This is a genomic window from Streptosporangium amethystogenes subsp. fukuiense (assembly GCF_042665875.1).
Classification (GTDB): Bacteria; Actinomycetota; Actinomycetes; order Streptosporangiales; family Streptosporangiaceae; genus Streptosporangium; species Streptosporangium fukuiense.
Genome location: NZ_JBHTEE010000001.1, coordinates 9,550,229 through 9,575,914 on the forward strand (window position 1 = coordinate 9,550,229; position 25,686 = coordinate 9,575,914).

Here is a 25,686-nt window from a genome sequence, read left to right on the forward strand (position 1 = left end):
CGCGATGTCCGGGGCGGTCGTCCTCTTCCCCCGTCGTCTCCCGCTCGGGTCTCATGCGGTCACCGCCGACATGATCATGTCGGCCGCGTTGTCGGCCTCCGCCCAGACCCATTCGCCGCGCTGCCAGAGCCGCGCCCACCAGGGCCGCCAGACGAACGCCCAGCCGCAGTAGCGCCGGACGACCGTGATCCTGACCAGCGCCGTGCCCGTCGCCGTCCGGATCTCCAGAATCGGCTGCCCGGCCACCGGAAGGACCAGCGAGGTGCACACCCCGAGGCCGTGCAGATCCCAGCTGAGCCGGGTCAGATGAACGAATCGCGCACGCCGCTCGACCGCCGTCACGCTCCTGTCCTCCGGATGCCCCCGGCGAACACGACCGAGGCGCGAAAGGTCACCGTTCTGATCGTTCATCACTCGTTCTCGCCCCTGATTTAAAGGTATGAGGATGCTTTCTTTTTCGTCCTGTCGAACCGATAAGACGTGTGATTAGATTGCCCGCGTGGCAGGTGGATTCATGGCTGGATTGGCACCCCGGTGGATGCTCTGGAATGTCGGGTGAGGGTTTCCCCATACCAGGGCCTGGAATCGCCGCTATAACAAAAAATCCGTTTTTCTCTATTTCAGGAGGAATGCGATGAGCGACGAGATCCCCCCGGACCCGGGCTCCCCCCGCGCGCGCTTCGGCGCCGAGATGCGCCGCCTGCGCGAGGCCGCCCAGCTCTCCCAGAGCGCCGTGGGCAGACGCCTCGGCTGCACCCAGACCCAGATAAGCCGCCTGGAGAGCGCCACCCGCACCCCGTCCAAGTCCGACGCCGAGCGCCTCGACGCCCTCTTCGGCACCAATGGCAGCACGTACTTCGTGGACCTGCGCGAACACATCGTTGCCCGCTATGGCGGCCCGGTCTGGTTCATGAGCTGGGCACAGGAGGTCGAGCCGTTCGCCCTCGTCATGCGCTCGTGGGATCCGCTGCTCGTCCCCGGCCTCCTGCAGACCGAGGCGTACGCCCGAGCGATCTTCAAGCATGCCCCTCGGATCACCCCGGAGGAGATAGAGGAGCGGGTTAAGGCGCGCATGTGGCGTAAGAAAATCCTCGAAGGGGACAATCCCCCACTTTTTCTTACCCTCATCGACGAAAGTGTGCTGCGCCGTAATGTCGGCGGTCCGGAGGTAATGTGGGAACAGCTCACCTACTTGCTAGAGATCGCCCAGCGTCCCTCCGTCTCCGTCCAACTCGTCGATCGGCTCTGCCTCTCCGGAATGGTGGGCCCTTTCATGATCGCGGAACTTCCGGACAACCAGCCGGATGCGATTCATGCAGGCTCTGCAGTGGAAGGACAGGTTTCGGCTGATCCCAGCGTCGTAACCCCGATATGGAATCGCTATGAAGCGATACGTGGATGGGCTTATCCTGACCACATGTCCCTCAAAATGATCGAGGAAGCGAGGCAGGAATGGACCTGAGTGTCGCGGTATGGCGGAAGTCATCGCTCTCCGCAGACGATGGTGGTCAGTGCGTCGAAGTCGCCTCGAACCTGCCCGGTGCTGTCGCGGTTCGCGACAGCAAGGACCCCGACGGTCCCAACCTGCTCTTCACTCCCGGTGAGTGGCGATCCTTCGTCGGCGGTATCAAGTCGGGGAAGTTCGACCGCCTGGTCTGACTCTCTCGAAGGCCGTAAACAGGAAGGAGACAGGGATGGATCTGAGTACCGCCGTGTGGCGGAAGTCGTCACTCTCCGGAGACAACGGCGGCCAGTGCGTCGAGGTCGCCGCCAACCTGCCCGGTGCCGTCGCGGTCCGCGACAGCAAGGACCCGCACGGCCCCAACCTGCTCCTCACCCCCGCCGGATGGCGGTCCTTCGTCCACGGCATCAAGGCGGGAGACTTCGACCTCCTGAGCTGATTGACGGGATTAACCAGTTTTCGGTTATCCCTTAATGGCGAATGGGACTTTGTCCTTTTCGCTATCGCAACCCCCGATCGGTCAACCGGTCGGGGGTTTTGTGCGTCCAGTAACGCTGCCGGGATGAGCCGGGATATGAAGTCTGAGAAACCGCGTTGCGCGGAGAGTGGGCAGACTCGCACGCACTTGGCCGTTGACATCTTCTCGCCTATCCGGCGCTCCCCGACTCGGCCGGCCGCCACCAGTCTGGTAAGCCAAGAGATTAACTCTTCACTGAACACCCCTTATCGTTTATCGTTATTAACGATAAACGATAAGGGGCGGTTTATGGGATGGGTGAGACTGCGAGCATGGTCGATCCGTACCTGGTGGGTGATTTTTGAGAACCTGATCTATCTGGCTTTCGCGATTGGTGTCATCGCCCTGCTCGGCGCCGGATGGATGGCCTCGGGAGTGACCCACACGGGTCCCGCCGTGATGGAGGTACCCCGGCTACGGGAGTGGCCTTTCACCAACCCTCAGCAGGTAGGGCCGTTGAGGATCGGCCTGGACTACAGCGCCTATCTCTCGCTTGACCGTCCGGCGCGGTGGCAGATCCTGCTGCTGAACATGCCATCGGTGGTGACGGCGCTGCTGACCGCCATCATCGCATTTCTGCTGTGGCAGATCGCCCGGACCCTCAGGTCCGGTGATCCATTCGTGCCGCGTAACGCTCGCCGGATTTTCATCATGTCCGGATGCGTGGCCGGATACGGCCTGCTCGTCGAGCCGCTCAGGACGCTGGTGGCGGTAATCATGGTGGACGGGACCTCCGCCGGGGGGATGATCGACACTGACTGGCCGTTCACTCCGGCCCCCATTGGGTTTGCCCTCCTCGTGATCGCACTGGGGTCGATCTTCAAAAGGGGCGCCCGCCTGCGCGAGGACGCGGAAGGGCTCGTCTGACATGCCGCCCGATGCCGAGCACCGCATCCGCGTCCACCTGGATCACTTGCTCGCCGAGCAGGAGATGACACTCACCGAGCTGGCGGATCGAGTCGGCGTGACGATCGTCAATCTGTCGATCCTCAAGAACGGCAAGGCCAAGGCGATCCGATTCTCCACGCTGAGCGCGATCTGCCGCGAGCTTAGGTGTCAGCCCGGCGATCTCCTCACCTACGAGAGTCGGCCCGGCCGCGAGTAGCCGAAACAGGCCAGGGCCGCGATCGAGATCCGGCGTCGGGAGCGGCCTCGTACGGTGATGACCGTGGTGCGGCCGCGCCGTGCCCAGGTGCGCATGATGGACGGCGTCATCGACAGGCCGGTCTCGTCTTCGAAGACGATCCAGGCGCCGAGCGCCGCCGCGTATCTTCCGCGTTCGGCCAGGTCTCCTTCACCCAGCCGGTCACCGCCGCCGCATCGCGCTCGATCGCACGCCGGGCCGGTACCTGGCAGGAGTAGCCGTTGCGGATCAGCAGCTTGCGCACGCCTTGGAGGGTGTAGGGCAGGTGGAAGCGCCGCCCGATCACGGCCGTGATGCGTGCCAAGGTCCAGCGCCGGCCGGGTCGGCCGTGCGCGCTCGGCCCCTTGGTCGGTTCCTGTTCCAGTTCGGCGAGTTGCCGCTCGCCGAGCCGGGGTAGGGAGGCCGGCCCGTGCGAGCGCAGCGCACCGGCCCCGCCGGCCTGCCAGTTCCTGCGCCATCGCTCGTGAGTTCCCGCAGTAGCCGGGTGTCGCCCTCCCGCAGCTTGTCGGGGCGGGTGAGCAGGAGCCGAGCGAGACGGCGTGGGGTGATGACGGGCCGGTCCCTCTCGGCTCGGCCCTGGGTGATGTAGCGGTAGAGCAGGTTGAGGCTGCCCGTGTAACCGAGTTCCTTGATCTCACGGAACAGCTGGAGGAGGTCGGCTAGGCGGCGCGCTGCTCCCGCAGGTGATCGCGATAAGGATCAACGAGGGTGGGCCGGTAGCGCGGAGCGCGGCGCAGCGCCTCGGGCTCACGGGTGCGGGCGTAGCGCTTGACGGTGTTCAAAGACAGATTGAGACGGCGTGCGCATTCCAGCAGGCCGACGCCCTTGTGCAGCAGGTCGTGGATCTGCTGCCAGCGTTCGCGGGTGGTCTGCTCCCGGACACCGGCAGGCCGAGCCGGGTTGACCGTGGCCCAGCAGTAGCTGTGGGAGCGGACCTCGGCGAGGGTCTTGTCACAGAGGTTCTTCCACACATGCCACCTGTCGCTAACCTGCACCGCATCTGGCAACGCCCTTCGTATCGCCTCGCCGTAGGCACCCGAACCGTCCCGGCAGACGATCTCCACTCCGGGGTGGGTACGTAGCCACGCCTCAAGGGCGTCGGCACCGCGACCGGGCAGAACGTCGATGCGCTCGCCGGTCTCGGCGTCGGTGAGGATGGTGGCGTACCGGTGGCGGCGTTTCAAGGCGAAATCATCGACCCCGAGCACCCTCGGGATCCGCAGCGGTGGCAGCGGCAGCCGCGTTAGTGGCCGCAGCGCCGTGGACCTCGACACCGCGACGTCCAGCGCTTGTGAGAGGCGAGCGCCCGCCCGGCCCGCTAGCTCTCTCACCACCGCGCCCAGCTGGCCGGTCAGCCGGCTGGTACGGCGCTGATAGCGCTCCAGCAGCCCGGGCACCTGTTCACGGAACGTCTGCCGTGGGCATTTCCGTGCCGGACAGACCAGCCGCCGTACTACTCGCACCGAGACCAGCACCCGCCGCCCGTCGACCGGGACGTCCGCGACCGTCCGGCCGCAGAAGCCATGCACCCGGCCGGTCAGCACCCCGCACACTGGGCACGGCATCGGCTCATCCCGAGTATGGGCCATGATCCGAATGTGATCGTCCTCGTCCTCTACATCCTCGATGACCAGGGCAGACAGGCCCGAAAACACCACACCCATCAGATCGTCGATCTCCAGCACGCCTCAGGCTGACAGGTGATCACGCAGCGCTACCATCGAATACGGGACAGAGCCGTTTAATTGACAGACCCGATCTCTGCAGGTTGGTGCTCCTCGCGGTCCGCCGCGCGCCAGACCGCGAAGGAGGGGTCTGGCGCGTGGCAGACCCCTCCTTGTTCGCGAAGAGCTGGGGCGTGTCGGGACCCTCGTGAAAGGGCCATAGATGGTGGTGCGGCTATTCGGGCGGCAGATGGCGGGCCGGTCGTTCGACGCGGTTGCCGTCGAGTGTTTCCTCGAAGTAGGTGGTGCCGGACCTTCCGGGGTATTCACCGGTGACGTAGTAGTCGGTGAGGAAGCCGAGGGAGGCGCTGGGGCCCAGGCTGTCGCCGTTGCCTCGCATGGCGGTGAGGGTGTGATGTTCCATCCACAGGCAGGCGGAGCTGTGCGGAGGGATGTTCAGGCCGCGATCTTTGGTCTCCTCGCGCATGGTGGAGACGGTGTTGCGGCGTTCGTAGCCGGTTTCGATGGAGGTGGACACGGAGTTGGTCACGGTGGTGGAGACGCCCACGCCGAGGGGCGCGGCGCTGACTTCGACGCCCACCTGAACTCCCACGGTGATGCCTACCGACCGGGAGAAGGCATCGCTGACCTCTCTGGTGACGCCGGTGGTGACCTCCTGGCGCTCTGGCTGCGGCAGAGTGCCGTTGCGGTTGTCGCGGTAAAGGACCAGCTCGTAGTGCCGCCTGCGCAGAATTCGGTAGAAGGGTGAGTGCGTGACCTTCCACTGGACGTCGCGGGCATCGTCTTTGACCATGAAATAGGGCACGGTCACGGTCCGGTCGGTGATGAGGGCCTGAGCCGGCGGCCGGGCGTGCGAGGTGAGCTCGGGAATCTCCGGGCCTGGTCGCCGGTCGATGACCGCCGGCAGATCCAGGATCCAGGTGACCGGCGTGGGGGCAGGGCGGCCGGAGGAGTTCACGGCGGTGAAGCAGCCCAAAGGCAGGATCAGGCGCTCCTCCAGGTCGTCGTCGGGATGGTGCGGGGTGACGATCGACCACAGTCGCCATCCGCCGGCCTCGAACAGCTGCTGGCCGCACTCGGCGGGGCGTACATAGCTGCGGCCGTTGTGGACGCGTTTGACGCAGACGGTGTCGGCGTACCCGGCATACTGCTCCGGGGGCATGTCGTTGCGCACGGCGATATCACCCAGGGCTACGTAGCCCTCCGGTGGGATCGGCCGCCACAGCGCGCCTGCGGAGGGGAGCGGGCCCAGATACTGCCAGCGGACGGGTCGGCGCAGCAGACTCTGATCGCTGGAGACATCCCGGAGGCTGATTGCCCCGGGCAGTGCGCCGGGGCTGCCGGGCCCGAAGTGCATGCCCGCGGCCCAGCGGTTGTTACCGGGCATGGTTCCCAGGCGCCAGATCCCCGAAGGGTGGGTGCTGCCGTCGGGAACTGGCCAGGTTCGGATGGCGTTACCAAAGCCGATCTCGAGGTCGCCGTAGCGCTGCGTGGCCGACCACGTCAGCGTCTCCGCAGATGGAGCGGAAGGGGCGCCCTGGGACGAGACGAACCCGGACCCTGGAACGGGCGAATCGGGTATGAGATCAGAACTCATCGCAACCTCCATCGTGGGGCAAGCACAAGCGGAACACCGGCGGTCTGCGTTTGCGCATGGCTGCGGTGCTCAACCGGTTGCCGATCCCCTCCCCCTATCCTTCTCGAGTCCCGGCCGCCGCTCTCATCTCAGAGCTTTGCGGTGGCACCGCTCGCCCTTGCTCCGTGCCCCGCAGTTCGCTTTTGTCAGTATTAGCTCCAATTCAGCGGCTGTCACCGGCCCGCCGCTGACCACATCAGGACAGGTGCGTCGGCAGCTTGCCGGGTGGCCACCATGGCCGCTGCTCGGCGAGCTGGTCGTTGACCTCTTGGCGATCCCAGGCGGCGCCGTCCCAGCGGCTGGCGCCGAGAATGTCACGCGCCTGGCGGTACTTGCTGCCCTTCTTGTGCCATAGCGCGCGCAGCAGGTCGGCGAACCCTTCGGGGCCGCCGCTGTCTTCGGGCGGGCAGGCGCGTCCGCCGACGCCACGCCATTCGCCTGGAAAAGGCACTCGCCGGATATACCGGTATCCGGGTCCTCACCCCTACCGGCCTGGACCGTACCAGCACGCTGTATGCCTTCGTCTTCACCGTCGACCCGCACCTCGCCGGATTCAGTCGCGCGGACCTGCTCCGGATCCTGCGGGAGCGAGGTTGCACCGATGTCGAAACGTGTGACTCGATGCCGCCGCTGCACACCTACCCCGCCTTCCAGAGCCCGCGTTCTCCGGTCACGACATACCACCGTGGCCCGATCCGCGGCGATCTGCCCGTCAGCGACCGTCTGGCTGCGACCTCGCTGCGGATCGCCGTCCCCGCTGGCGATGACCAGGAGGGGCTGGCCCACACCGACGCGGTGAGGGGCGCTAACCTCGCCAGATGGCCGATCTTCAGCACCTCGTCGACGACGCCGACCGTGACGGAATTCAGAAGCTTGTGGTCGGCGCCGTCGTGTATCGCGACGAGCGGGTGTTGATCCTGCGCCGTTCCTCCGGTGACGACTTCCTGCCCGGCATCGAGGAGTTGCCCTCCGGCGGTGTCGACGACGGCGAGGACCTCCGGTCGGCGCTGGCCAGGGAACTGGCCGAGGAGATCGGCTGGAGCGGCCCGCTCGCCCTCGACCGGGATTTCGTCGCCGCCTTCGACTACGTGTCCGGTTCGGGGCGCAAGGCCCGCCAGTTCACTCTCGCCCTTTCCGGAAACGCGCGTCCGATCGTCCTGTCCGACGAGCACGAGTCCTACCGGTGGATCACTCTCGACGAGCTGTCCGACACCGACCTCACCGACGAGACCGCCCAGGCCGTCCACGCCTGGGCCGCGCCCCGCCGCTGACCTGCTCCCCGAGGCGTGAAAGCTCAGTCCTTACTTCTTCGGAACCGAAAATCTGTAGTGACCGGAGTAGACATCAGTGTTGGGTGGGGGTAGAGTTTCTGACATCGCAAGGAACGGATCCACGAGGGCAGAGCAGGACGTAGGCATCACGACGAACTGCCCGGACGAGTGTGGATAGCAGTAGACGGCGCAGAAAGACGGGCAGAAGGTCGGACGTGCCGGGACCGAAGTAGTTGAAGGGTCCTGGCCGTGGACGCGCTGCCAACGCAGTGAAGAAGCAACAACGTCGGACGTGCCGGGACCAGCGCAGGTGAAGGGTTCCAGCCGTGGACGCGCAGCTGCGGCAAGTGATTGACGGGCAGAAGGTCGGACGTGCCGGGACCGAAGCGGTTGAAGGGTCCTGGCCGTGGACGCGCTGCCAACGCAGTGAAGAAGCAACAACGTCGGACGTGCCGGGACCAGCGCAGGTGAAGGGTCCCGACCGTGGACGCGCAGCTGCGGCAAGTGATGCATGAGGTCAAGGAAGCAGAGATAGCGAAAGGAGTGTTGAACGCCATCAGGATCGCCCGTTGCCGGCTGATGTTCCGCCGCACGGGTACCGCAGTCCCACAGATTGGAAGGTGGTCTACGGTCACGCATACGCGATCCCCGCATCCCCGCCCCCATCGGGCGGCCAATGCGGAAGAAACAGGTCGGCCCCAGGGCCGGTAGATGGTGTTGAACCTCGCGGGCCCCGGCGCATCATGGCGCCGGGGCCCCTGTTGGCATTATGGGAAGGCTGTATGGATCGAACACTGATGGCGTCGGCCGTCCGCTCAGAGCCCCGGCTCCGCGACACCGCCGACAAGGCTGAAACGGCCGACAAGGCCGACACCGCGGGAAGGGCCGAGGGGCTCCCCGCCACGCCGGGTGACATCTCCGGTCACCGGTTCGACGACGAGGACTACCCCGCCTACAGCATGGGCCGCGCCGCCGAGATTCTCGGCGTCACCCCGGCGTTCCTGCGTAACCTGGGCACCGCCAGACTGATCGAGCCGCAGCGCTCCGAGGGTGGTCACCGCCGCTACTCGCGCTACCAGCTACGCCTGGCCGCCCGCGCACGAGAACTGGTCGACCAGGGCACCGCCCTGGAGGCCGCCTGCCGCATCATCATCTTGGAAGACCAGCTCGCCGAAGCCCTGCGCATCAACACCGAGCTCCAGCAGGTACGCGACCGACGATCCGACAGCGCGGACCGCCGCTCGGCGTGAGGGCCGGTGACCTCGCCCTTGATCGCCCTCGTCGCCCCGGCGTCGTCACCGCGACAGTTCACGGCTGCCCTGCCTCGCACAGACAGGGCAGCCCTGTCCGTCGGCCGTCGGGAATCGAACGGGTTGCGTCTCCCGTAGGGGGAGGCGCGAGGGTGAGGGCATGAACGGTGACACGCTCTACTCGATCGGTGAGCTGGCCCGGCGGACCGGGCTGACGGTCAAGGCCATTCGGTTCTACTCCGACCGCGGGATCGTGCCGCCGACCGACCGCAACCCGGCCGGCCACCGCCTCTACGGCCTCGACGCCGTCGCACGCTTGGATCTCCTGCGGACGCTGCGCGCCCTGGGACTGGACCTTCCCACGATCCGGAGGGTCGTGAACCGGGAGATCTCGCTTCCCGAGGTCGCCGCGGCGCACGCCGAGGCACTGGCGGCGCAGATCCGAGTGTTACGTCTGCGGCACGCGGTGCTGACGGCGGTGGCCAAGCGCGGGTCCACCCCTGAGGAGATGGATCTCATGCACCAGCTGGCCAGGCTTTCCGAAGACGAACGTCGACGTCTGATCGGCGATTTCCTCGACACCGCCTTCGGCGGCCTGGAGGCCAACGCCGGATTCGCGGGGATCATGCGTTCGATGACCCCCGAGCTGCCCGACGATCCCGAGGCCGAGCAGGTCGAGGCGTGGGTGGAGTTGGCCGAACTGTCCCAGGACCCGGATTTTCGCGCCGGCGTGCGGCGCATGGCCGAGCACCATGTGGCCGAGCGTGCCCAGGGCGACACCGCGGTCCTGCGCCGCGACTCCACCGCGATGGTCCGTGACCAGGTCGGCCCGGCCCTGGCAACCGGCATCGACCCGGTCTCGCCCCAGGCCGATCCGGTCGTCGCGGCGGTCACGGCTCAGTACGCGCAGGTCTTCGGCTGCGTGGACGACGTCGACCTTCGGCGCCGGCTGTTGGCCCGGCTGGAGACCGCGAACGACCCTCGCCGGGAGCTGTACCTTCGGCTGCTCTCAGTGATCAACGGCTGGCCGGCCCCGGAAAGCCTGACGGAAGTACTCGACTGGTTCATCCAGGCCTTGCGCGCCCGGATATCGGGGTAGCGGCCCGACTCGACCAGAACCGGGCACCAGGCGGTCGCCTCTTCGATGATCTTACTTAGGTGAAGTCTGCGTTGATGTCACCGCCTGGGCGTGGAAGATGAGAAGCGGAACGGTGCCTACGAGGTGCCGTACGGACTGGTCACCGGCGAATCCGGTACAGCACGTGCCGGCGTAGCGGCCAGTCGGGCACCTTCGGGTGGTCGAAGTCGGCGGCGGGGTCGCGGGTCATGCCGATCCGGCGCATCACCGCCTGGGAGCGCAGGTTGGTGGTGGTCGTGATGGCGACGACCTCCGGTAGGTCCAGGGTCTTGAAACCGAACTCCAGGCAGGCCAGGGCGGCCTCGGTGGCATAGCCGTGGCCCCACGCCGAGCGGGTCAGCCGCCAGCCGATCTCCATCTCGGTGAACGGCATGCCCTCGTCCGCCGGGTCCAGGCCGGTGAAGCCGATGAACTCACCGGTCGCCAGGACCTCCACCGCCCACCACCCGTGACCCCGCTGTTCGAGTCCGGCCTGGAAGAGCGCGATCGAAGCGGCACTCTGCTCACGTGTCAGCAGGTCCGGGAAGTGCTCCCGGACCTCGGGATCGGCGTTCATCGCCGCCCAGGGGTCCAGGTCGGAGTCCCGCCAGTGGCGGAGCAGGAGGCGATCGGTACGTAGTTCGGACATCCCGCCACGCTAAAGCGATCAAGCTCGAAGAGTCGACCGGTTTTGTCCGGGGAGTGTCGTCGCCCTGGCGTCCCGAGCCCGGGCACCGATCGGCTGCCACCGACGACGCGGCACCCCTCTACCTCAAGACCTACGAATGTAGCGCCTGCTTACAGATATTTGTCAGCTTGTATAGCTGTTTGTCCTAAACCCGCTCAATTCGGCACCCGGAATCGGTTTGCCCGTAAATGCATATTGGGGGTTGCCGATCGAATAGGCGGGGTCTAGCTTTGGTCGCGATCTTGAACCCCTCAGTCAAGGAGCGGTGTCAGCATGTCCGAAAACGAAAGAGACGAGCACGGCGGCAGGTTCAGCCGCCGCGCGCTGGTGGGAGGCCTGGCCGCCACCGGCGTGGGCGCGATGTCGCTGTGGGTCGCCGAACCGGCCGCGGCCAACACCGATCCGTCGGTGTTCATCGTGGACGTCAAGGATCACGGCGCCAAGGGGGACGGCGTCACCGACGACTCGGACGCCATCAAGGCCGCGGTCACCGCAGCGATCGCCGGCCGGACCAATGGCGTGGTGAAGAAGGAGATCTACTTCCCGCCGGGCACGTACAAGGTGACCAAGAAGGACACCCTGATGTGGTCGCCCACCGGCGGAAGAGCCGACCAGATCTTCGGTCTGCGCTTCCGCGGCGCCGGCCCGCGGGTGACCACCATCAACTTCGCCACCGACTTCACCGCCAACAGCGACCCCCGCGAGAACAACCTGATCACGGCCGCCGTCCGGTTGCGGTACGCCTACTTCCAGGACATGGCGTTCCAGTCCACCAACCCCAACAACCGCTTCGCGTACTACTGGTCGGTCGACACCATCGACGACACCTCTCAGTACCCCGAGTACGGCAACGGCCAGAACCAGTACTTCGTCTACCAGAACATCGAATGGAAGGGCGCCTGGGACCGGGTCATCGGCATCGACGGCGACCACGAGGCCAACAACAACAGCGAGCACCACTTCATCCTGTGCTCGACCGACACCGCCTCCGTCTACACCGACGCCTTCCTGCACTGCGGGATCTCCAGCCCGTCCAGCCGCAACCAGCAGAACCAGTTCCTCAACTACTTCATGCTGTCCTGCAACTTCGCGCTCGCAGGGGGTGACTTCTTCCGCTTCGACCGGGGCGGTTCCATCAACGTGATCGGCGGCTCCTGGTCGATGGTCGGCTCCAACCCCGCCCGGTACTTCTACATGCCGCTCGCCAACGGGGAGATCGGCGCGACCCGGCTGAGCGTCAGCGGGGTGCGCTTCGAGCCCAAGAGCGCCAACCACAAGATCATCGACTGTAACTGGAACAACGGCTCGGTCCTCTTCACCTCCTGCTCCGACATGGCCGCCCTCCAGTACTCGTCGGCCGCCGGCTTCAACCTGCACCGGTACGCCGCCACCTCCAACCGGCTGCCGATCGCCCGTTACCAGGACTGCACGCTGGCCGGGTACCACCTGGTGGACGCCGCGGGCTCCGCCGTGACGAACGGAAAGATGATCTACGAGGGTTGCCGTTTCTACCACACGAACACCGCCGTGGGCACCACCTCCAGCTCGGCCTTCCTGCGCTACGCGAGCGCCCCGGCCCGTTACGCCTTCCGTGACTCCTGGGCCACCGCCGACGTCGCCGGCTGACCCACCCGCATCCCGCCACGTCCCGTCCCGTTCGCGGCGAGCGCCATAGAACGGGGACGTCATCGCTCTTCCGGACCGACGTAGCGGAGGACGTCCAGGTCGGCCCGCGCGGGCCGACCTGGACGTCACATGATCAGACGAGGTCGAACCGGTCCAGGTTCATCACCTTGTCCCACGCCGCGACGAAGTCCTTCACGAACTTCTCCTTCGCGTCATCGCTCGCGTAGACCTCCGCGAGCGCACGCAGCTCGGAGTTCGACCCGAAGACGAGGTCGACGCGGGTGCCGGTCCACTTGACCTCGCCGGTGGCGGTGTCGCGCCCCTCGAAGACGTTCGCGTCCTCGGAGGTCGCCTTCCACGCCGTGCCCATGTCGAGCAGGTTGACGAAGAAGTCGTTGGTCAGCACCCCGGGGGTCGCGGTGAGGACACCGAGCGGCGACCGCTGGTGGTTCGCGTCCAGGGCACGGAGGCCACCGACGAGGACCGTCATCTCGGGGGCGCTCAGGGTCAGCAGGTTCGCCCGGTCGACCAGCAGGAACTCGGCCGGCAGCCGGTTGCCCTTCCCGAGGTAGTTGCGGAACCCGTCAACGGTCGGCTCAAGCGCGGCGAACGACTCCACGTCGGTCTGCTCCTGCGACGCGTCCACCCGGCCCGGCCTGAACGGGACCTCGACGTCGACACCGGCGTCCTTGGCGGCCCGCTCGACGGCCGCACCGCCGGCGAGCACGATCAGGTCGGCGAGTGAGATCTGCTTGCCACCGGTCTGGGCGGTGTTGAACGCCTCGGCGATCCCCTCCAGGGTGCTCAGCACCGTCGCGAGCCTGTCGGGGTCGTTGACCTCCCAGCCGCTCTGCGGCTCAAGGCGGATACGCGCGCCGTTGGCGCCGCCGCGCTTGTCGCCGCCGCGGAAGGTCGAGGCCGACGCCCACGCGGTGGACACGAGATCGGACACCGACAGGCCCGAGGCGAGGATCCGCTCCTTGAGGGAGGCGATGTCCGCGGCGTCGACGAGCTCGTAGGTCACCTCGGGGAGGGGGTCCTGCCACAGCAGCGTCTCGGTCGGGACCTCCGGGCCGAGGTAGCGCACGACCGGGCCCATGTCGCGGTGGGTCAGCTTGAACCACGCGCGGGCGAAGGCGTCCGCGAACTCGTCGGGGTTCTCGTAGAAACGCCGCGAGATCGGGCCGTAGATCGGGTCGAACCGGAGCGCGAGGTCGCTGGTCAGCATGGCCGGCGCGTGACGCTTCGACGGGTCGTGGGCGTCGGGCACCGAGTCCTGACCGGCGCCGTGCTTCGGCCGCCACTGGTGCGCGCCGGCCGGGCTCTTGGTCAGCTCCCAGTCGTAGCCGAACAGGTTCCAGAAGAAGTTGTTGGTCCACTTCGTCGGCGTCGAGGTCCAGGTGACCTCCAGACCGCTACCGATCGTGTCCGCGCCCTTGCCGGTGCCGTAGGTGCTCTTCCAGCCGAGACCCTGCTGCTCGATGGGGGCGGCCTCGGGGTCGACGCCGACGTGGTCCGCCGGGCCCGCGCCGTGGGTCTTGCCGAAGGTGTGACCGCCCGCGATCAGGGCGACCGTCTCCTCGTCGTTCATCGCCATCCGGCGGAACGTCTCACGGATGTCGCGGGCCGAGGCCAGCGGGTCCGGGTTGCCGTTCGGGCCCTCCGGGTTGACGTAGATCAGGCCCATCTGGACCGCGCCGAGGGGGTTCTCCAGCTCCCGGTCGCCGGTGTAGCGCTGGTCGTCGAGCCAGGTGGACTCGGGACCCCAGTAGACGTCCTCGTCGGACTCCCAGACGTCCGCACGGCCGCCGGCGAAGCCGAAGGTCTTGAAGCCCATCGTCTCCAGGGCGACGTTGCCGGCCAGGATCATGAGGTCGGCCCAGGAGATCTTCTGGCCGTACTTCTTCTTGACCGGCCACAGCAGACGGCGGGCCTTGTCGAGGTTCACGTTGTCCGGCCAGCTGTTGAGCGGCGCGAAGCGCTGCTGGCCGGCCCCGGCGCCGCCGCGGCCGTCGCTGATCCGATAGGTGCCCGCGCTGTGCCACGCCATCCGGATCATGAACGGGCCGTAGTTGCCGTAGTCGGCCGGCCACCAGTCCTGCGAGGTGGTCAGCACCTCCGCGATGTCCTGTTTCACGGCCGCGAGGTCGAGGCTCTCGAACGCCTCGGCGTAGTCGAACTCCTCGCCGAGCGGGTTGGAGACGGCGGGGTTCTTGGCGAGGATCTTCAGGTTGAGCCGCTCCGGCCACCACTGGTGGTTTCCGCCACCCTGGGTCGGGTGCGGGGCGCGCTGGTGCGCGACCGGGCAGCCACCTTCGCCCTCCGTCTTCGCGTCTACGACGATTGCGTCATGGTTCTCAGACATGGAATCCTTCTGAAGTAAGAAGATCACTGTGCTCAGGAACTACGGGCGGTGGAACAGTCGGGGCACAGGCCCCAGTAGATGACCTCGGCCTCGTCGATCGAGAAGCCGTGGTCGTTGGACGCGGTCAGACAGGGAGCCTCTCCGGCCGCGCAGTCGACGTCGGCGACGGCACCGCACGATCGGCACACGACGTGGTGATGGTTGTCTCCGACGCGTCCCTCGAACAGGGCTGGGCTGTCGCCCGGTTCGATGCGGCGTACGAGTCCCGCCGCGGTGAGCGCGTGCAGGGCTTCGTACACAGCTTGAAGGGAGATGTGGCCCACGCGATCGCGCACCCCGGAGGCGATCGCCTCGACGCCGAGGTGATCACCGTCCCGGACGGTCTCGAGCAGTGCGACGCGGGCGGCCGTCACCCGCAGGCCTGCCCCGCGCAGTTCCTCGGCGGTGTTCGGAGTCCTGGGTGCGGTCATGGCGCCAAACCTACCGTCATAAACACGAATGATACAAGAGAACGAACAATCCAAGTCTAGCGCCGTACGGCCCCGGGGTGATCACGATCATCGCGGCAGGGACGCGCCGGACGCGGTGCGTCCCGCCGCCGAGAGGCGTCAAAAGCCGAAACCAAGGTGCCCTGCCGCCTTTCCCCGGTAGCGTCCGATCTTCGAACAGGTGCCGAACCGCGGATGGACCCATGGTGAAGAAGCTGATCGTCCGGCTCTGGAGGCTCGTCAACGGCTCGCTCCAGTGGCGCATCCTCTGGCTCCGGCACGCCAAGTTCACGGTCGGTGTGACCGGGGTGGTACGCGACGCGGACGGCAACGTGCTCCTGCTGAAGCACCGCTTCTGGCCGGTCGGCAGGCAGTGGGGGCTGCCGACCGGCTGTGCGAACAGCTCGGAGACCTTCGAGGACACGGTCTGCCGCGAGGTGCGGGAGGAGACCGGGCTGAAGGTCCGCGTCGGAGAGCTCGTCCGGCTGAAGAGCGGCTACAAGCTGCGCCTGGAGGTGGCGTACGAGGCCGAGTTCGTCGGTGGCACGCTCGAGATCGACGACTTCGAGATCCTGGAGGCGAGATGGTTCGCGCCGGACGAGCTGCCGGAGGAGATGCAGGAGTCGCACCGCCTTCTCATCCACCGCGGGCGTCTCTAGCCTCCGTGCCGTGGACGACGCCGACCACGATGGAATCCGGCGGGTCGTGCTCTCGGTCGACTCGCGTCGGGACGGGTGTCCCCGGCTCTCAGGTGGCCGTCTCCTCGGCGATGGAGTCGACCCGGTCGGGATAGAAGGCGACATGGTCCTTGATGTCGGCGACGGCCGGGTGCGGCGACTCGTAGAACCAGACCGCGTCCACCGACCGCTTCCCGTCCACCGCGACGGTGTAGTAGCCCGCGTCACCCTTGTACGGGCAGTAGGTGGCGGTGCCGGTCCGTTCCAGCAGCGAGCGGTCGACGTCGGCGATCGGGATGTACTGAACCGGCGGGTACGACGCCTCCCGCAGCGTCAACGCCCGCCGCGAGTCGGCGACCACCCGGCCGCCCAGCGAGACGACGATCCGGGCCGGGTTCGCCTCGATCGTGATCGGATGATCGGGGCCGGGCTGCAGGACGGGCTTGTCGGTCATGGCGCGAACTCCTTTCTTCCAAAGGTACCTACAGCGATACGGCGCATGCGGGAAACGGGCCTAGCGCTGCCACGCCGCCAGCAGATCTTCCGGTGTCCAGGCCGCGGCCAGCGGAAGTCCCGGTTCGTACCCCGACCTGGACACCGCCACTTTCGGTGTCTCCGTGGTCACCCCGGGAACGGCCGCCGAATCCTGGACCAGCGCGTCGTAGTCGTGGCGGTCGAACGGCCGGGCGTCGAGCCATTTGATCGATCCGACGAAGTGGACCCTGCTCGCGACAGGTTCCCGGTCCGCGCCCACGAGATCGATTTCGGGATTGTTCTGCCGATTCCACCACCCGCCCACGGCCTCGGTGTCCGGCCACGCGTCATCCGGAAGCATTCTGGCCAGGCAGTCACGTACGAGTGGCTCCACCGCGCGACCTCGCCAGGTCGTCCAGGAACGTTCGATCCGTCGCAACGCCAGATCCGGTCGGCCTCTTTCACTGTCGGCGATGGCCCGCTGCAGGAACGCCAGCCAGAACCGGAGATAGTGGTCGGCCACCCGGTACCGCTTGTTCTTGGTGTCGGGCCGGTCGGAGAGCGGGAGGTCGGTCGCCACCACGCGCTTGGCGATCAGGTTCGTGAGGATCGGTGCCAGGGTGCCGGACGGCAACGGTGTCGCTCCTCCCACATTGGCGGCGATCGTGCTGAAGGTGCGTTCTCCGGTTCCGATGGCCTCCAGCACGGTCCGGGCGTAGGTCGCCGACGGAAATTCTCCGAGCAGGGACAACTCGCCGGAGGCGAGAAGAGGTGAAAGCGGGTTGGCAAGGCTGTCGCGCAGGAAGTCGATCCTGGACATGCCGTGCTCCCACGAACGGACCACCTCGGGGAAGCCTCCGGTGACGAGCAGCGCGTCCACGGCGTCGGCGGCGGGCAACCCCGTCATGTCGGCGACGTCCTGAAGAGCAAGAGGCCTCAGCGTCATGTGAGCGGCCCGGCCGAAGAAGGGGCGGCCGTACTCCTGCAGGGATTCCATCACCGACAGGTCGCTTCCGACGAGGATCAACAGGATCGGCCGGGCTGAGAGATACCTGTCCCAGGCCGTCTGCAGGGCACCCTCGAACTCCCCGTCCTGCTCGATCAGCCACGGAACCTCGTCAAGAACCACGATGCACGGGGTCTCATCACCCGCGGCCAGCGCCAGTGACCTGAGGGTGTGGTTCCAGTCCTGCGGTGCGGCGCCCTGGAGGAACTCGGCGCCTGCGAGTCCCGAGCAGGCGACGGTCTCGGCGAAGTCATTACGCTCCGCGACCGGACTGCGGCCTCTCGTCGCCTGGAAGACGACGTACGGCAGGCCGGAACGATCACAGAACTCCTGCACCAGGCGGGACTTGCCCACTCGCCTGCGGCCAGTGATGATCACTGCCCGGCCTCGCGTCCCTCCCCTGCCCTCTGTCGCGAGCCGCAACTGCGCGTCGAGTTGATCGAGGTCGAAGGCCCTGCCGGTAAACTTCATCGATCCAACCTTAGTAATAAACAATCTTACTTAGGCTGAGCCTATATTAATGCCGTCGCCTGGGCACGGAAGACGAGAAGCGGAACGAGAGCCCCAGGTGAGGGCCTGGATCGCCGCGGAGCACGACCCCCCGAGCATCAGCGGCCTGACGGTCGGCTTCGGCCCCGCCGAGCATCCGCCGGGCGCATAGGAGCCGGGCGCACAGGAGTCGGGTGCGTGGGAGCCGGGCGCACAGGATCCGACGGCCGGGCAGTCGGGGCGCGTGCGAGGATGTGGCGTGAGTTTTGAACTCGGAGTCTGGCTCGGGGCCGAACCGATCACCGCGCAGGAGGCGCTTCGCAGGTATCTCGTCTGGAGCCGGAGCGACGCCGTGCCCGGTGAGCCGCGCCCGGAGACGGCGGCCTTCTACGAGGAGCTGACCTCGCTCTTCCCGGACCTGACCGCCGAGAACTACGCGGTCTCGCCGTGGTCCGCACCGCTGGTCGTGGGGGAGGAGTTCGTGCTGATGGACGCGGTCTTCCCACGCTCCGGAGAGGTGTGCCGCGTGGTGCTGGAGCTGGCCCGGCGGCATCCTCTGGTGCTGTTCGAACCGTAGGCCCGGCGTGATCGACTTCCGGGAGGCGGGCGACGGGTGACCGGGGTACCCCCTCCGCCCAGGGCGTGTCCGCCTCCGGGGGGAGACGGTGTCCGCCCAGCGGTTGATCTTCTGCTCGCCGGGGCTCCAACGGCCCGTTACTGTCCGGGCCGCTGCCTAGTGTCCCTCATGGCGAAGGCGCCGCACGTTTGCGTCCGGGCGATCCGGACCGGTTCTCGGGAGATGCCGTCATGACCGTGTGGGAAGAAGTCCGCGACCTCATCGGCACCGGTGATGCCTTCAAGGTCGCGGCCAGGGTCGCCGACCTCGACGACGCCGGGCGGAGGGAGGTGGCCCGGGAACTACCGGGTCACATCCAGGAGGCCCGCAGGGAGGTGGAACGGCGGCTGAGTGAGCGCGGGGAGGAGTACGACCGGATCCGCCTGGCCCGGGGGGAGGCGTACAAGCGGTTCGCCCGCGAACGCGGGGTGCCCGAGCATGAGATCCACCGGCGGTGGGCGGAGACCCTCGGCTGGGGCGGCGACATGGAGGGCACCTGGGAGGGGCCCAAGAACAATCGGGAGTACTACAGAGCGTTTCCGCCCCCGTTCGATGGCGATGCCTGGATCGACCCGATGCGGGTCGCGGGGGCGGGCACGCTCCCCGGTGCGGCGGCCGTGGTCGCCTGGCTCAACCGGCGCGACTTCGAACGCCGCCATCGCTCCGCCGACCTCGTCGAGCCGGTGCTCCAGGCGGTCGCCACCCGCCCTGCCGAGTGGCAGGCCGATCTCGCCGTACGGCTCGCGCTCCGGGTGCGTGTCCGGCGCGGAGGCTGGGAGGGCGATCCCCACGACCGGAACCTGCCGCTCACCCTGGCGCTGCTGGGCCGCACCGGCGCCACGCCGCCCGAGCACGACCCGCTCGTGCTCGCCTGGGTCGGCACACCGCCGACCGCGGAGCGGCTGCGCGAGGACCCGCTGCTCGACGTGCTGCTGCCCAGGCTCTTCCAGGCGCAGGGGGTGGGCCGCGCGCTGCGCGAGGAGCGGGCCGACCCGCTCGCGGCCGAGTCGTGGCTGGGCGCGCTGCGCACCCTGGCCGCCGAGGGAAGGGTGAGCCGGGAGGCGTTGCTGAAGGGCTGCGTGGGCCGGTTCCTGCGCGGGGGCGGCGCGACCGACCTGCGGTTCTTCGCCCGCCTGCACGAGCTGCTCGAACCGTCTCCCGCCGAGGTGGCCTCCCGCGCCGGTGACTACCTGCGGCTGCTGCCGACGGCGCCGGGGCCGGTGGCCGAACTGTCGTTCAGGCACCTGCGTCACCTGGACTCCCTCTCCGGGGACAACGCGGCCGGCCTCGACCCCGACGACGTGAGCGAGGCCCTGTCCGGCCTGCTGTTCCGCGCGGAGAGCGGGCTGGTCAAGGCCGGGCTGGCCTGGCTGGACCGGCTCCTCCAGCGGGAGCCGGAACGGGCCGACGAACTGTCGCCGGCTCTGGCGTTGGCGCTCGGCCACGAGGCGCCCGCCGTCCAGGAGCGGGCCGTGCGCCTGCTGGTCGGGCACGCGGCGGCCTTCGGCCCGCTCGGTGCCGAGACCGTACGGGACGCCTCCGGGCAGCTTCCGGCCGGCCTGTCCAACAGGTTGGTCGCGGTCTTCGGCGGAGATCTCCAGGAGGAACCCGAGCCCGAGCCGGAGCCGGAGGAGCCCTTCGTCCCCGCCGAGATCCCCGAACCGCCGCCCGCCACGGTGTTCCCGGTGCCGCGGACGCCCCGGCAGGTGGCCGCCCTGTTCGGGAAGAAGGACTGGGCCGAGGCCGAGGGATTCCTCGGAGGGTTCGTCCGCCTCGCCGCCGGAGATCCCACTGGGCTCCGGGACGCGCTGGCGGCACGTTCCGAGAGGCCGCCGACGCAAGGCGACTGGACGAGTCCCGAGTGCTGGGGCGCCGCGATCGTGGCGGAGTTCGTCGATCCCGGCGCGGAGCTCCCGGAGCCCGGGGCCGGGCTCGGCCTCCCCACCGACCTGCGGCCGGAGTCGCCGTCGGAGTCACTGTCAGAGTCACTGTCGGAGTCACTGTGGGCGAGGCTTCCCGGCCGGGATGAGGTCTGCGCGCCGGAGTGGCTCGTGCTGCGCCGCCACGCGGAGATCCTCGACGCTCTCAAGGAGGGCGTCCTGCCGCCGCTGCTGCTGGCCACGCCCACCCTCTCCACCGGCCACCTCGACCCGGTGGAGCTGGTCGCCAGGATCGAGGAACTGGAGCGGACGGGTGTGGAACCGCTTCCGGCCGATCTGGCGCAGGCGCTGCTCCGGCTGCCCAGGGAGGCCGATCCCGTCGCGGTGACGCGGGCCGCCGCGCTGACCTCGGCGGCCGGGCGCGAGGCCGCCCGCTGGCTGGCGGGGAACGGGTTGCCCGATCCGGTGGTGACCGTCCGCCGGTTCTGCTCTCCCAGTGCGAAGCCGGACTGGGGGCTCGAGGAGGATCCGGCCGGGCACTGGCTCGACGAGCGCGAGCCGCAGGGGGCTCTTGAAGCATGGCAGACCCTGGCGGTGGCCTCCATCACGCCGAGCGACAGCACGGTGACCGGCAGCACGATGACCGACAGCGCGCCGAGTGACATCACCCCGAGCGACCGCGCGGACGAGGAGGCGGGAACGTCGGCCGGTGAGCGGACGGTCCGTGCCGCGGCGTCGCTGATCGCCGGACTCCTGGTCTCGCCGCCCCGGTTCCTGGAGGAGGGACGCGGCCATCACGGCAGGTTGATCGGCTGGTGGCCGGGGGTCATGCCGTCCCACCGCGAGGTGATCGCCGCGCACATGGTCCCGCTCAGGTTCCGCAGCGACTGGACCGGTGGCCTCGTCGACGGGCCGCGGCTCACCGACCTCGCGTGCGCGCGGGGACCGGTCGGGCAGGCGACCGCCCTGCTGCTGGTGGAACGGCTCGCCCTGAGCATGTCGGTGTACCGGCGCCGGGCCGTGCAGTACCTCCTGGCCACCGGTGACCTGCCCGCCACCCGGATGGGCACGGAGTTCGGGGAGCGGATACGCCGGGCCTGGCTCTCGATCTTCAGGTTCCGGACGATCATGGAGGACGCGGTCTGCGTGGGCACCCACCGCGAGGCGTGGGCCATGATCGCCGCCGCCCTGCCCGGTCTGCTGGCCGTCTCGGGCGGGCGGCCCTCCAAGGAACTGGTCGGTTTCCTGGCCTTCGCCCGGCGGGTGGCCCGGCGGGCGAAGGCGACCGGCGAGATCCCCGAGGTCACGGCGGTCGCCGGGCGCAAGGGTTCCACCCAGGTCATCCGCGAGTGCCGCGCCCTGCGCGACCTGCTCTCCGCGCAGTGACAGCCGGACGGCGTCGTTCTCGATCAGCGGCTGACCCCGTCGGACGGGCGGAGCAGGTCGAGGTCGGCACGGCGGGGGAGGCTCTCCCAGTCGCCGTCGGCGGTCACCGCGAAGGCCCCGGCGGCCGAGGCGGTGGCGAGGCGCCGCTCGGAGGTGGCCCCGGCGAGGGTCTCGGCGATCCAGCCGGCGGCGAAGGCGTCCCCGGCGCCCACCGGGTCGAGCTCGGCGACCCGGTGGGGCTCCGCGTGCCGTACGGTGCCGTCGGAGAGCTCGATCGCGCCGAGGGCGCCGCGTTTGATGAGGACGTGGCGCGGGCCGAGGTCCGACAGGGTGCGGGCCAGGGCGAGCGGGTCGTCGCCCTCGACGATCAACCTGGCCTCGGCCTCGGTGGCGAACAGGACGTCCACGGCGGCGACGGTCTCGCGCAGCGCGGCGGACGCCTCGGCGGGTGTCCACAGGGCACGGCGGTAGTTGATGTCCATCGACACGGTCGCGCCCGCGTCGCGGGCCTCGGCGATCGCGGCCCGCACCGCCTCGGCGGCCGACGCCGACAGCGCGAGGGTGATGCCGGTGACGTGCAGCACGCGTGCCGAGCGGATCAGCGAGACGTCCAGGTCGGCGGGGCGGAGCCGGGACCCGGCGCTCGCCGAGCGGTAGTAGCGCACGTCGACCACCTCGGACGTACGCCTGCTCTTGATCATCAGGCCGGTGGGCGCCTCGGGGTCGACCAGCATCCCCCGCACGTCGACGCCCTCGCCGGCCAGCGTCGAGCGGAGCAGTTCCCCGAACTCGTCGGCGCCCACCCTGCCGATCCAGGCCGCGCGCCCGCCGAGGCGGCAGACGCCGATGGCCACGTTGGACTCCGCGCCACCCACGCCGAGCCCGAAGTCGCGGGCGTGCCTGAGCGGGCCGGTGCGCCGCGCGCTGAACAGCGCCATGCTCTCGCCGAGCGTTACCAGGTCGGTCATCGGAAAACGTCTCCTCGGTAGGTGGGCGGGCCGTGCCCGGCTCGACCGATCAGCGGGTGGAGGCCCGGTCGACCGGCGTGTCCCCATAGTGGTGATCAACGGCAAAATAGGCGAGTACGGTCCCCGATGGCCACTGTGCGGCACGACGTTCGCGGAGCGGAAAAGGAGAGAGACCGGCCGGGTCCGGTTTCCCGGGCCGTCGTGTGGCGCGACGTGCGCGGAGTGAAGAAGGGGTGAGACCCGCCAGGCTCCGTTCTCTCCCGTACCGATAATTTTTGCCTGGACCAGGGCAGAACTGTCCCTCGGGATGGTTGACAGGCCAAAATTGGTCCGTGGTCAGGATCGGATCGGTAGGAATGAGCGATTGCGAGGGTGGGAGGCTTCCGCCAGTTCTGGGCCAGTTGTTCGCTGACGGGGCCGACGGGAGCAGCGGGGGAGAGGGCCGGAGGCTCTCGGTGGACCTGCCACCGGGTGACGTGGTGTGGCCCGACCCCGGTTACGCTCAGCTCTCCTTTCGTCGCCGTCCGGCGTTCTGGCTCAGTGAGGTGGCGGTCTCCGGCGAGTACTGGGCACGGCTGCGGGCGCAGCACGAGCACTCCGGCCTGTGGCCGGTGCTGCTGGAGGACTCGGTGCAGCCCTGGTCGGCCGGTCAGATCGCCCCGGACACCGCCGTCGAGATCGACAACTACCACGCGGCCGCCTTCATGGCCGAGGTCTGGTCCGACTGGATCGCCAAGGCGCACGTCGACCAGCTCGAAATCCTCGACCCCTTCGGAGTCGAATGTCCTGGTCCGGCCCCGGCGGGAAGGCTCGCCGCCGATCCCGGCGTGGTCGCCGACTGGTACGCCGGCCTGGTGGCCGAGCGCCGGACCCCGCTCGGGCTCGTCGCGGTCGAGCGCGGGGCCGACGCCCTCGCCGTGATGGGCTGGCAGGGCGCCCTGAACCACAACGAGTGGATGGTCCCGCTCGCGGCGGTGGTGCGGAGCTGGGAGGACAGGTTCGGGGTGCGGCTGGTCGGGATGGGGTTCAACACCCTCGACCTCAGCGTCGCCGCGCCCCCGACGACCTCGGAGCACGCCCTGCACGTCGCCGCGGAGCACTGGACGTTCTGCCCGGACAGCATCATCCAGGGCGCGGGGACCCTCGTCGACTACGCCGAGCAGATCAAGGGCAGGAACGCCTGGTCGTTCTGGTGGGACTGAGCTCGCCCCCGGAGGCGCGGCTTCCGGCGATGCGCGTCTTTGGCGGTGGTCCACTGTCTCTCCGGGCGTGAAAGGGCTTCGAGTGCGGACGACCCTCGGGCGACCGGGCTCCCCGCGGGGGCGGAAAGGTCTCGGATGCGGGGCTCCGGGGGCGAAACCCGGGATCGGCAAGACGTTCTCGCTGGTAGGGCGGCTGTTGGTGGGACGGGGTCTCCAGTGGGGCTTTCTTGAAGCTTGCAGGTAGATCTTCTGGGGTTTTCATGGCATTTGCTTTGCTTTGTCCGATTTCGGCGGGTAGTGTCCACGGATATCGGTTGGCGACCTGCCCTTCACAAGAGGGAGCGGCCGGCCGACGTCGAATCCCATCGGCCCCCAGGGGCCAGGGAACCGGGGAACCACTTTCCTGGGGTGAATCCGCTGCGAACGTGCGGCGGTAGGGCAACTCCACCGCCCGAACCCGTCAGCTAACCCGGTAGACGAGCTGGAGAGGAGATCCCCCTCATGGATCACCGCGTCACCACGTCGGTGCCCGCCCTGCCCGTGCCGACCACCTGAACCTCGTCCTTTCCTTCGCCGCGCCTGATCGCGGCGTCTGGACCGTGCTCCGCGTGACGACCCGCTGATCTCGCCACGCCACTTTTCCGAAGAGCGCGTCCCCGCCAGTGCACCTCTTGCCGTGTGTCGCAGCTGGTTGTCCCGTTCCCTCGCGAAAGAGCCCATTCTTCATGCGTCTTCCTTTCGGCCTGCCCGAGAACGGCCTGCCCAAGAGCCTCCCGTACAAGAACCGCCTCGCCACCGCCGCCCTCGTCGGTGCCGGCCTGCTCGTCTCCGGCGGCGTCGTCTCCGCGCTGCCCGCCTCCCCCGCGGCCGCCGCCCCCGCCTCCGTCGCCTCCCCCGGAGCGGACACCGAGCCGGTCGCCAACGGGGTCGTGCTCCTCCAGGGCTCGACCAGGGCCTCCTACTTCTGGGACGACTCCTCGGGCAGGGCCGGCGACACCGGTCTGCCGGCCAGTGGCAAGCCGATGCAGAAGGGCATGATCGCCAGCCCGAGCTGGCCCCTGTTCACCGAGGGCTACGTCGTCTACAAGGGCAAGAAGGCCAAGTTCTTCGTCGGTGACCGCGGTCCCGGCGTGCCCTCCAATTCGGGCGTCATGATCGACCTCGACGCCAAGACCTTCGCCGACCTGACCGGCGGCCGGTTCAACCCCGCCACGCTCGGCGTGGACGGCAACGGCGGCATGGGCCACATCGACGTCAAGTACGTGGTCACCAAGTGGGGGGACGGCGTGGGCAAGAAGAACCACCCCGTGGCGTTCTCCACCGGTGCCTGGCGTTACCGGGACGCGAACCCGGCGAAGCCCCCGCAGACGGCCCTGGTCAAGGCCGAGCGGTCCAAGAAGTCCGTGAAGACCCAGCAGGCGATCCAGACGTTCGCCAAGCCCAAGATCATGTCCGAGCCCCTCACCGCGCCCGAGGCGATCATCGCCGCCAAGCCGCTCGCCCTGTCCGGCGCCGCCGGGGCCGCCGAGCAGGAGGTCCGGGACCTGGGCGCCACCGCCCCGGTGGCGGCCGAGACCTCGACCGGTCCCTCCACGGCCGCCTCCCTGGCCCTGGCGGGAGTGCTCGCCGCGGGCGGCGGCACCTACCTGGTCGCCGGCCGTCTCCGCCGCAGGGCGGTCGCTGAGGAGAGTTGAGGTCCGGCGCGATCTCCGGCCCACCCCGCACCGACGCGATCGATG

The 25,686-nt window shown here is 68.5% G+C and carries 24 protein-coding genes, 1 pseudogene and 1 riboswitch; of the genes and pseudogenes, 14 read left to right on the forward strand and 11 right to left on the reverse strand.

Annotated elements, in window-relative coordinates; all coding sequences use genetic code 11:
• Positions 1-51: 51 nt before the first annotated feature.
• Positions 52-342 carry a hypothetical protein gene (locus tag ACFQVD_RS42315; protein WP_343975148.1) on the reverse strand — a complete coding sequence of 97 codons (291 nt, stop codon included), beginning with the start codon at positions 340-342 and terminating at the stop codon, positions 52-54.
• 292 nt (positions 343-634) lie between these two features.
• On the opposite strand from ACFQVD_RS42315, the gene ACFQVD_RS42320 reads away from it, so the two are divergent.
• The 5 genes from ACFQVD_RS42320 (at position 635) to ACFQVD_RS42340 (ending at position 3,084) form a co-directional block, all read left to right on the forward strand.
• Positions 635-1,462: a helix-turn-helix domain-containing protein gene (locus tag ACFQVD_RS42320; RefSeq protein ID WP_343975151.1), complete on the forward strand. Its 828-nt coding sequence runs from the start codon at positions 635-637 to the stop codon at positions 1,460-1,462.
• A complete protein-coding gene (locus ACFQVD_RS42325) occupies positions 1,453-1,659 on the forward strand; it encodes a DUF397 domain-containing protein (RefSeq protein WP_343975155.1) in 207 nt (68 codons plus the stop codon). The genes ACFQVD_RS42320 and ACFQVD_RS42325 overlap by 10 nt, the downstream gene beginning before the upstream one ends.
• Before the next feature lie 35 nt (positions 1,660-1,694).
• Positions 1,695-1,901: a DUF397 domain-containing protein gene (locus ACFQVD_RS42330; protein WP_343975157.1), complete on the forward strand. Its 207-nt coding sequence runs from the start codon at positions 1,695-1,697 to the stop codon at positions 1,899-1,901.
• Positions 1,902-2,273: 372 nt separating this feature from the next.
• A complete protein-coding gene (locus ACFQVD_RS42335) occupies positions 2,274-2,846 on the forward strand; it encodes a DUF2975 domain-containing protein (RefSeq protein WP_343975160.1) in 573 nt (190 codons plus the stop codon).
• A 1-nt stretch (position 2,847) separates the two neighbouring features.
• A complete protein-coding gene (locus ACFQVD_RS42340; RefSeq protein ID WP_343975163.1) occupies positions 2,848-3,084 on the forward strand; it encodes a helix-turn-helix domain-containing protein in 237 nt (78 codons plus the stop codon).
• Between the two features lie 106 nt (positions 3,085-3,190).
• Here the strand turns inward: ACFQVD_RS42340 and ACFQVD_RS42345 are convergent, their stop codons facing one another.
• From ACFQVD_RS42345 to ACFQVD_RS42360, 4 genes and pseudogenes are all read right to left on the reverse strand, one after another.
• Positions 3,191-3,544, reverse strand: a complete 354-nt coding sequence (locus tag ACFQVD_RS42345) for a helix-turn-helix domain-containing protein (RefSeq protein WP_343975218.1) — start codon at positions 3,542-3,544, stop codon at positions 3,191-3,193.
• Between the two features lie 38 nt (positions 3,545-3,582).
• A pseudogene (locus ACFQVD_RS42350) lies at positions 3,583-4,766 on the reverse strand (ISL3 family transposase); the annotation flags it as partial.
• Between the two features lie 256 nt (positions 4,767-5,022).
• Positions 5,023-6,405 (reverse strand): hypothetical protein, encoded by a 1,383-nt coding sequence (locus tag ACFQVD_RS42355; protein WP_343975166.1) that lies wholly within the window; start codon positions 6,403-6,405, stop codon positions 5,023-5,025.
• Positions 6,406-6,640: 235 nt separating this feature from the next.
• A complete protein-coding gene (locus ACFQVD_RS42360) occupies positions 6,641-6,895 on the reverse strand; it encodes an IS1096 element passenger TnpR family protein (RefSeq protein ID WP_343975169.1) in 255 nt (84 codons plus the stop codon).
• A gap of 367 nt (positions 6,896-7,262) precedes the next feature.
• Between ACFQVD_RS42360 and ACFQVD_RS42365 the strand changes: the two genes are divergently transcribed.
• From ACFQVD_RS42365 to ACFQVD_RS42375, 3 genes are all read left to right on the forward strand, one after another.
• Positions 7,263-7,715: an NUDIX domain-containing protein gene (locus ACFQVD_RS42365; protein WP_343975172.1), complete on the forward strand. Its 453-nt coding sequence runs from the start codon at positions 7,263-7,265 to the stop codon at positions 7,713-7,715.
• A 959-nt stretch (positions 7,716-8,674) separates the two neighbouring features.
• Positions 8,675-8,965: a MerR family transcriptional regulator gene (locus ACFQVD_RS42370; RefSeq protein ID WP_343975221.1), complete on the forward strand. Its 291-nt coding sequence runs from the start codon at positions 8,675-8,677 to the stop codon at positions 8,963-8,965.
• 160 nt (positions 8,966-9,125) lie between these two features.
• Entirely contained in the window at positions 9,126-10,064 is a 939-nt protein-coding gene (locus ACFQVD_RS42375) for a MerR family transcriptional regulator (RefSeq protein WP_343975175.1), read from the forward strand.
• Between the two features lie 139 nt (positions 10,065-10,203).
• Here ACFQVD_RS42375 and ACFQVD_RS42380 read toward each other — a convergent pair whose 3' ends face one another.
• Positions 10,204-10,731 carry a GNAT family N-acetyltransferase gene (locus ACFQVD_RS42380; protein WP_343975179.1) on the reverse strand — a complete coding sequence of 176 codons (528 nt, stop codon included), beginning with the start codon at positions 10,729-10,731 and terminating at the stop codon, positions 10,204-10,206.
• A 312-nt stretch (positions 10,732-11,043) separates the two neighbouring features.
• Here ACFQVD_RS42380 and ACFQVD_RS42385 point away from each other — a divergent pair, with 312 nt between their 5' ends.
• Entirely contained in the window at positions 11,044-12,396 is a 1,353-nt protein-coding gene (locus ACFQVD_RS42385; RefSeq protein WP_343975182.1) for a glycosyl hydrolase family 28-related protein, read from the forward strand.
• Between the two features lie 133 nt (positions 12,397-12,529).
• Here ACFQVD_RS42385 and katG read toward each other — a convergent pair whose 3' ends face one another.
• Positions 12,530-14,761, reverse strand: a complete 2,232-nt coding sequence (gene katG / locus ACFQVD_RS42390; protein ID WP_343975185.1) for a catalase/peroxidase HPI — start codon at positions 14,759-14,761, stop codon at positions 12,530-12,532.
• Positions 14,762-14,793: 32 nt separating this feature from the next.
• The gene (locus tag ACFQVD_RS42395) at positions 14,794-15,231 is read right to left on the reverse strand and encodes a Fur family transcriptional regulator (protein ID WP_030911883.1); all 438 of its coding nucleotides are present in this window, start codon (positions 15,229-15,231) and stop codon (positions 14,794-14,796) included.
• Positions 15,232-15,452: 221 nt separating this feature from the next.
• On the opposite strand from ACFQVD_RS42395, the gene ACFQVD_RS42400 reads away from it, so the two are divergent.
• Positions 15,453-15,908: an NUDIX domain-containing protein gene (locus ACFQVD_RS42400; RefSeq protein ID WP_343975190.1), complete on the forward strand. Its 456-nt coding sequence runs from the start codon at positions 15,453-15,455 to the stop codon at positions 15,906-15,908.
• 88 nt (positions 15,909-15,996) lie between these two features.
• Here the strand turns inward: ACFQVD_RS42400 and ACFQVD_RS42405 are convergent, their stop codons facing one another.
• Both ACFQVD_RS42405 and ACFQVD_RS42410 read right to left on the reverse strand, forming a co-directional pair.
• Complete coding sequence (locus tag ACFQVD_RS42405) at positions 15,997-16,380, reverse strand: DUF427 domain-containing protein (RefSeq protein ID WP_343975193.1); 384 nt, start codon at positions 16,378-16,380, stop codon at positions 15,997-15,999.
• A gap of 60 nt (positions 16,381-16,440) precedes the next feature.
• The gene (locus tag ACFQVD_RS42410) at positions 16,441-17,877 is read right to left on the reverse strand and encodes an ATP-binding protein (RefSeq protein ID WP_343975196.1); all 1,437 of its coding nucleotides are present in this window, start codon (positions 17,875-17,877) and stop codon (positions 16,441-16,443) included.
• 277 nt (positions 17,878-18,154) lie between these two features.
• On the opposite strand from ACFQVD_RS42410, the gene ACFQVD_RS42415 reads away from it, so the two are divergent.
• Positions 18,155-18,472 (forward strand): hypothetical protein, encoded by a 318-nt coding sequence (locus ACFQVD_RS42415; protein ID WP_343975199.1) that lies wholly within the window; start codon positions 18,155-18,157, stop codon positions 18,470-18,472.
• A 230-nt stretch (positions 18,473-18,702) separates the two neighbouring features.
• On the forward strand, positions 18,703-21,777 hold the full coding sequence (locus tag ACFQVD_RS42420; protein ID WP_343975202.1) for a DUF6493 family protein: 3,075 nt from the start codon (positions 18,703-18,705) through the stop codon (positions 21,775-21,777).
• Positions 21,778-21,800: 23 nt separating this feature from the next.
• On the opposite strand, the gene ACFQVD_RS42425 is transcribed toward ACFQVD_RS42420, so the two are convergent.
• Positions 21,801-22,745 carry a sugar kinase gene (locus ACFQVD_RS42425; RefSeq protein WP_364148861.1) on the reverse strand — a complete coding sequence of 315 codons (945 nt, stop codon included), beginning with the start codon at positions 22,743-22,745 and terminating at the stop codon, positions 21,801-21,803.
• 455 nt (positions 22,746-23,200) lie between these two features.
• On the opposite strand from ACFQVD_RS42425, the gene ACFQVD_RS42430 reads away from it, so the two are divergent.
• Positions 23,201-23,947, forward strand: coding sequence for a DUF4253 domain-containing protein (locus ACFQVD_RS42430; RefSeq protein WP_343969671.1), 747 nt, complete (start codon positions 23,201-23,203; stop codon positions 23,945-23,947).
• Positions 23,948-24,290: 343 nt separating this feature from the next.
• Positions 24,291-24,441, forward strand: a riboswitch (cyclic di-AMP (ydaO/yuaA leader).
• A gap of 231 nt (positions 24,442-24,672) precedes the next feature.
• Positions 24,673-25,641 carry a hypothetical protein gene (locus tag ACFQVD_RS42435; RefSeq protein ID WP_343969674.1) on the forward strand — a complete coding sequence of 323 codons (969 nt, stop codon included), beginning with the start codon at positions 24,673-24,675 and terminating at the stop codon, positions 25,639-25,641.
• Positions 25,642-25,686 lie beyond the last annotated feature (45 nt).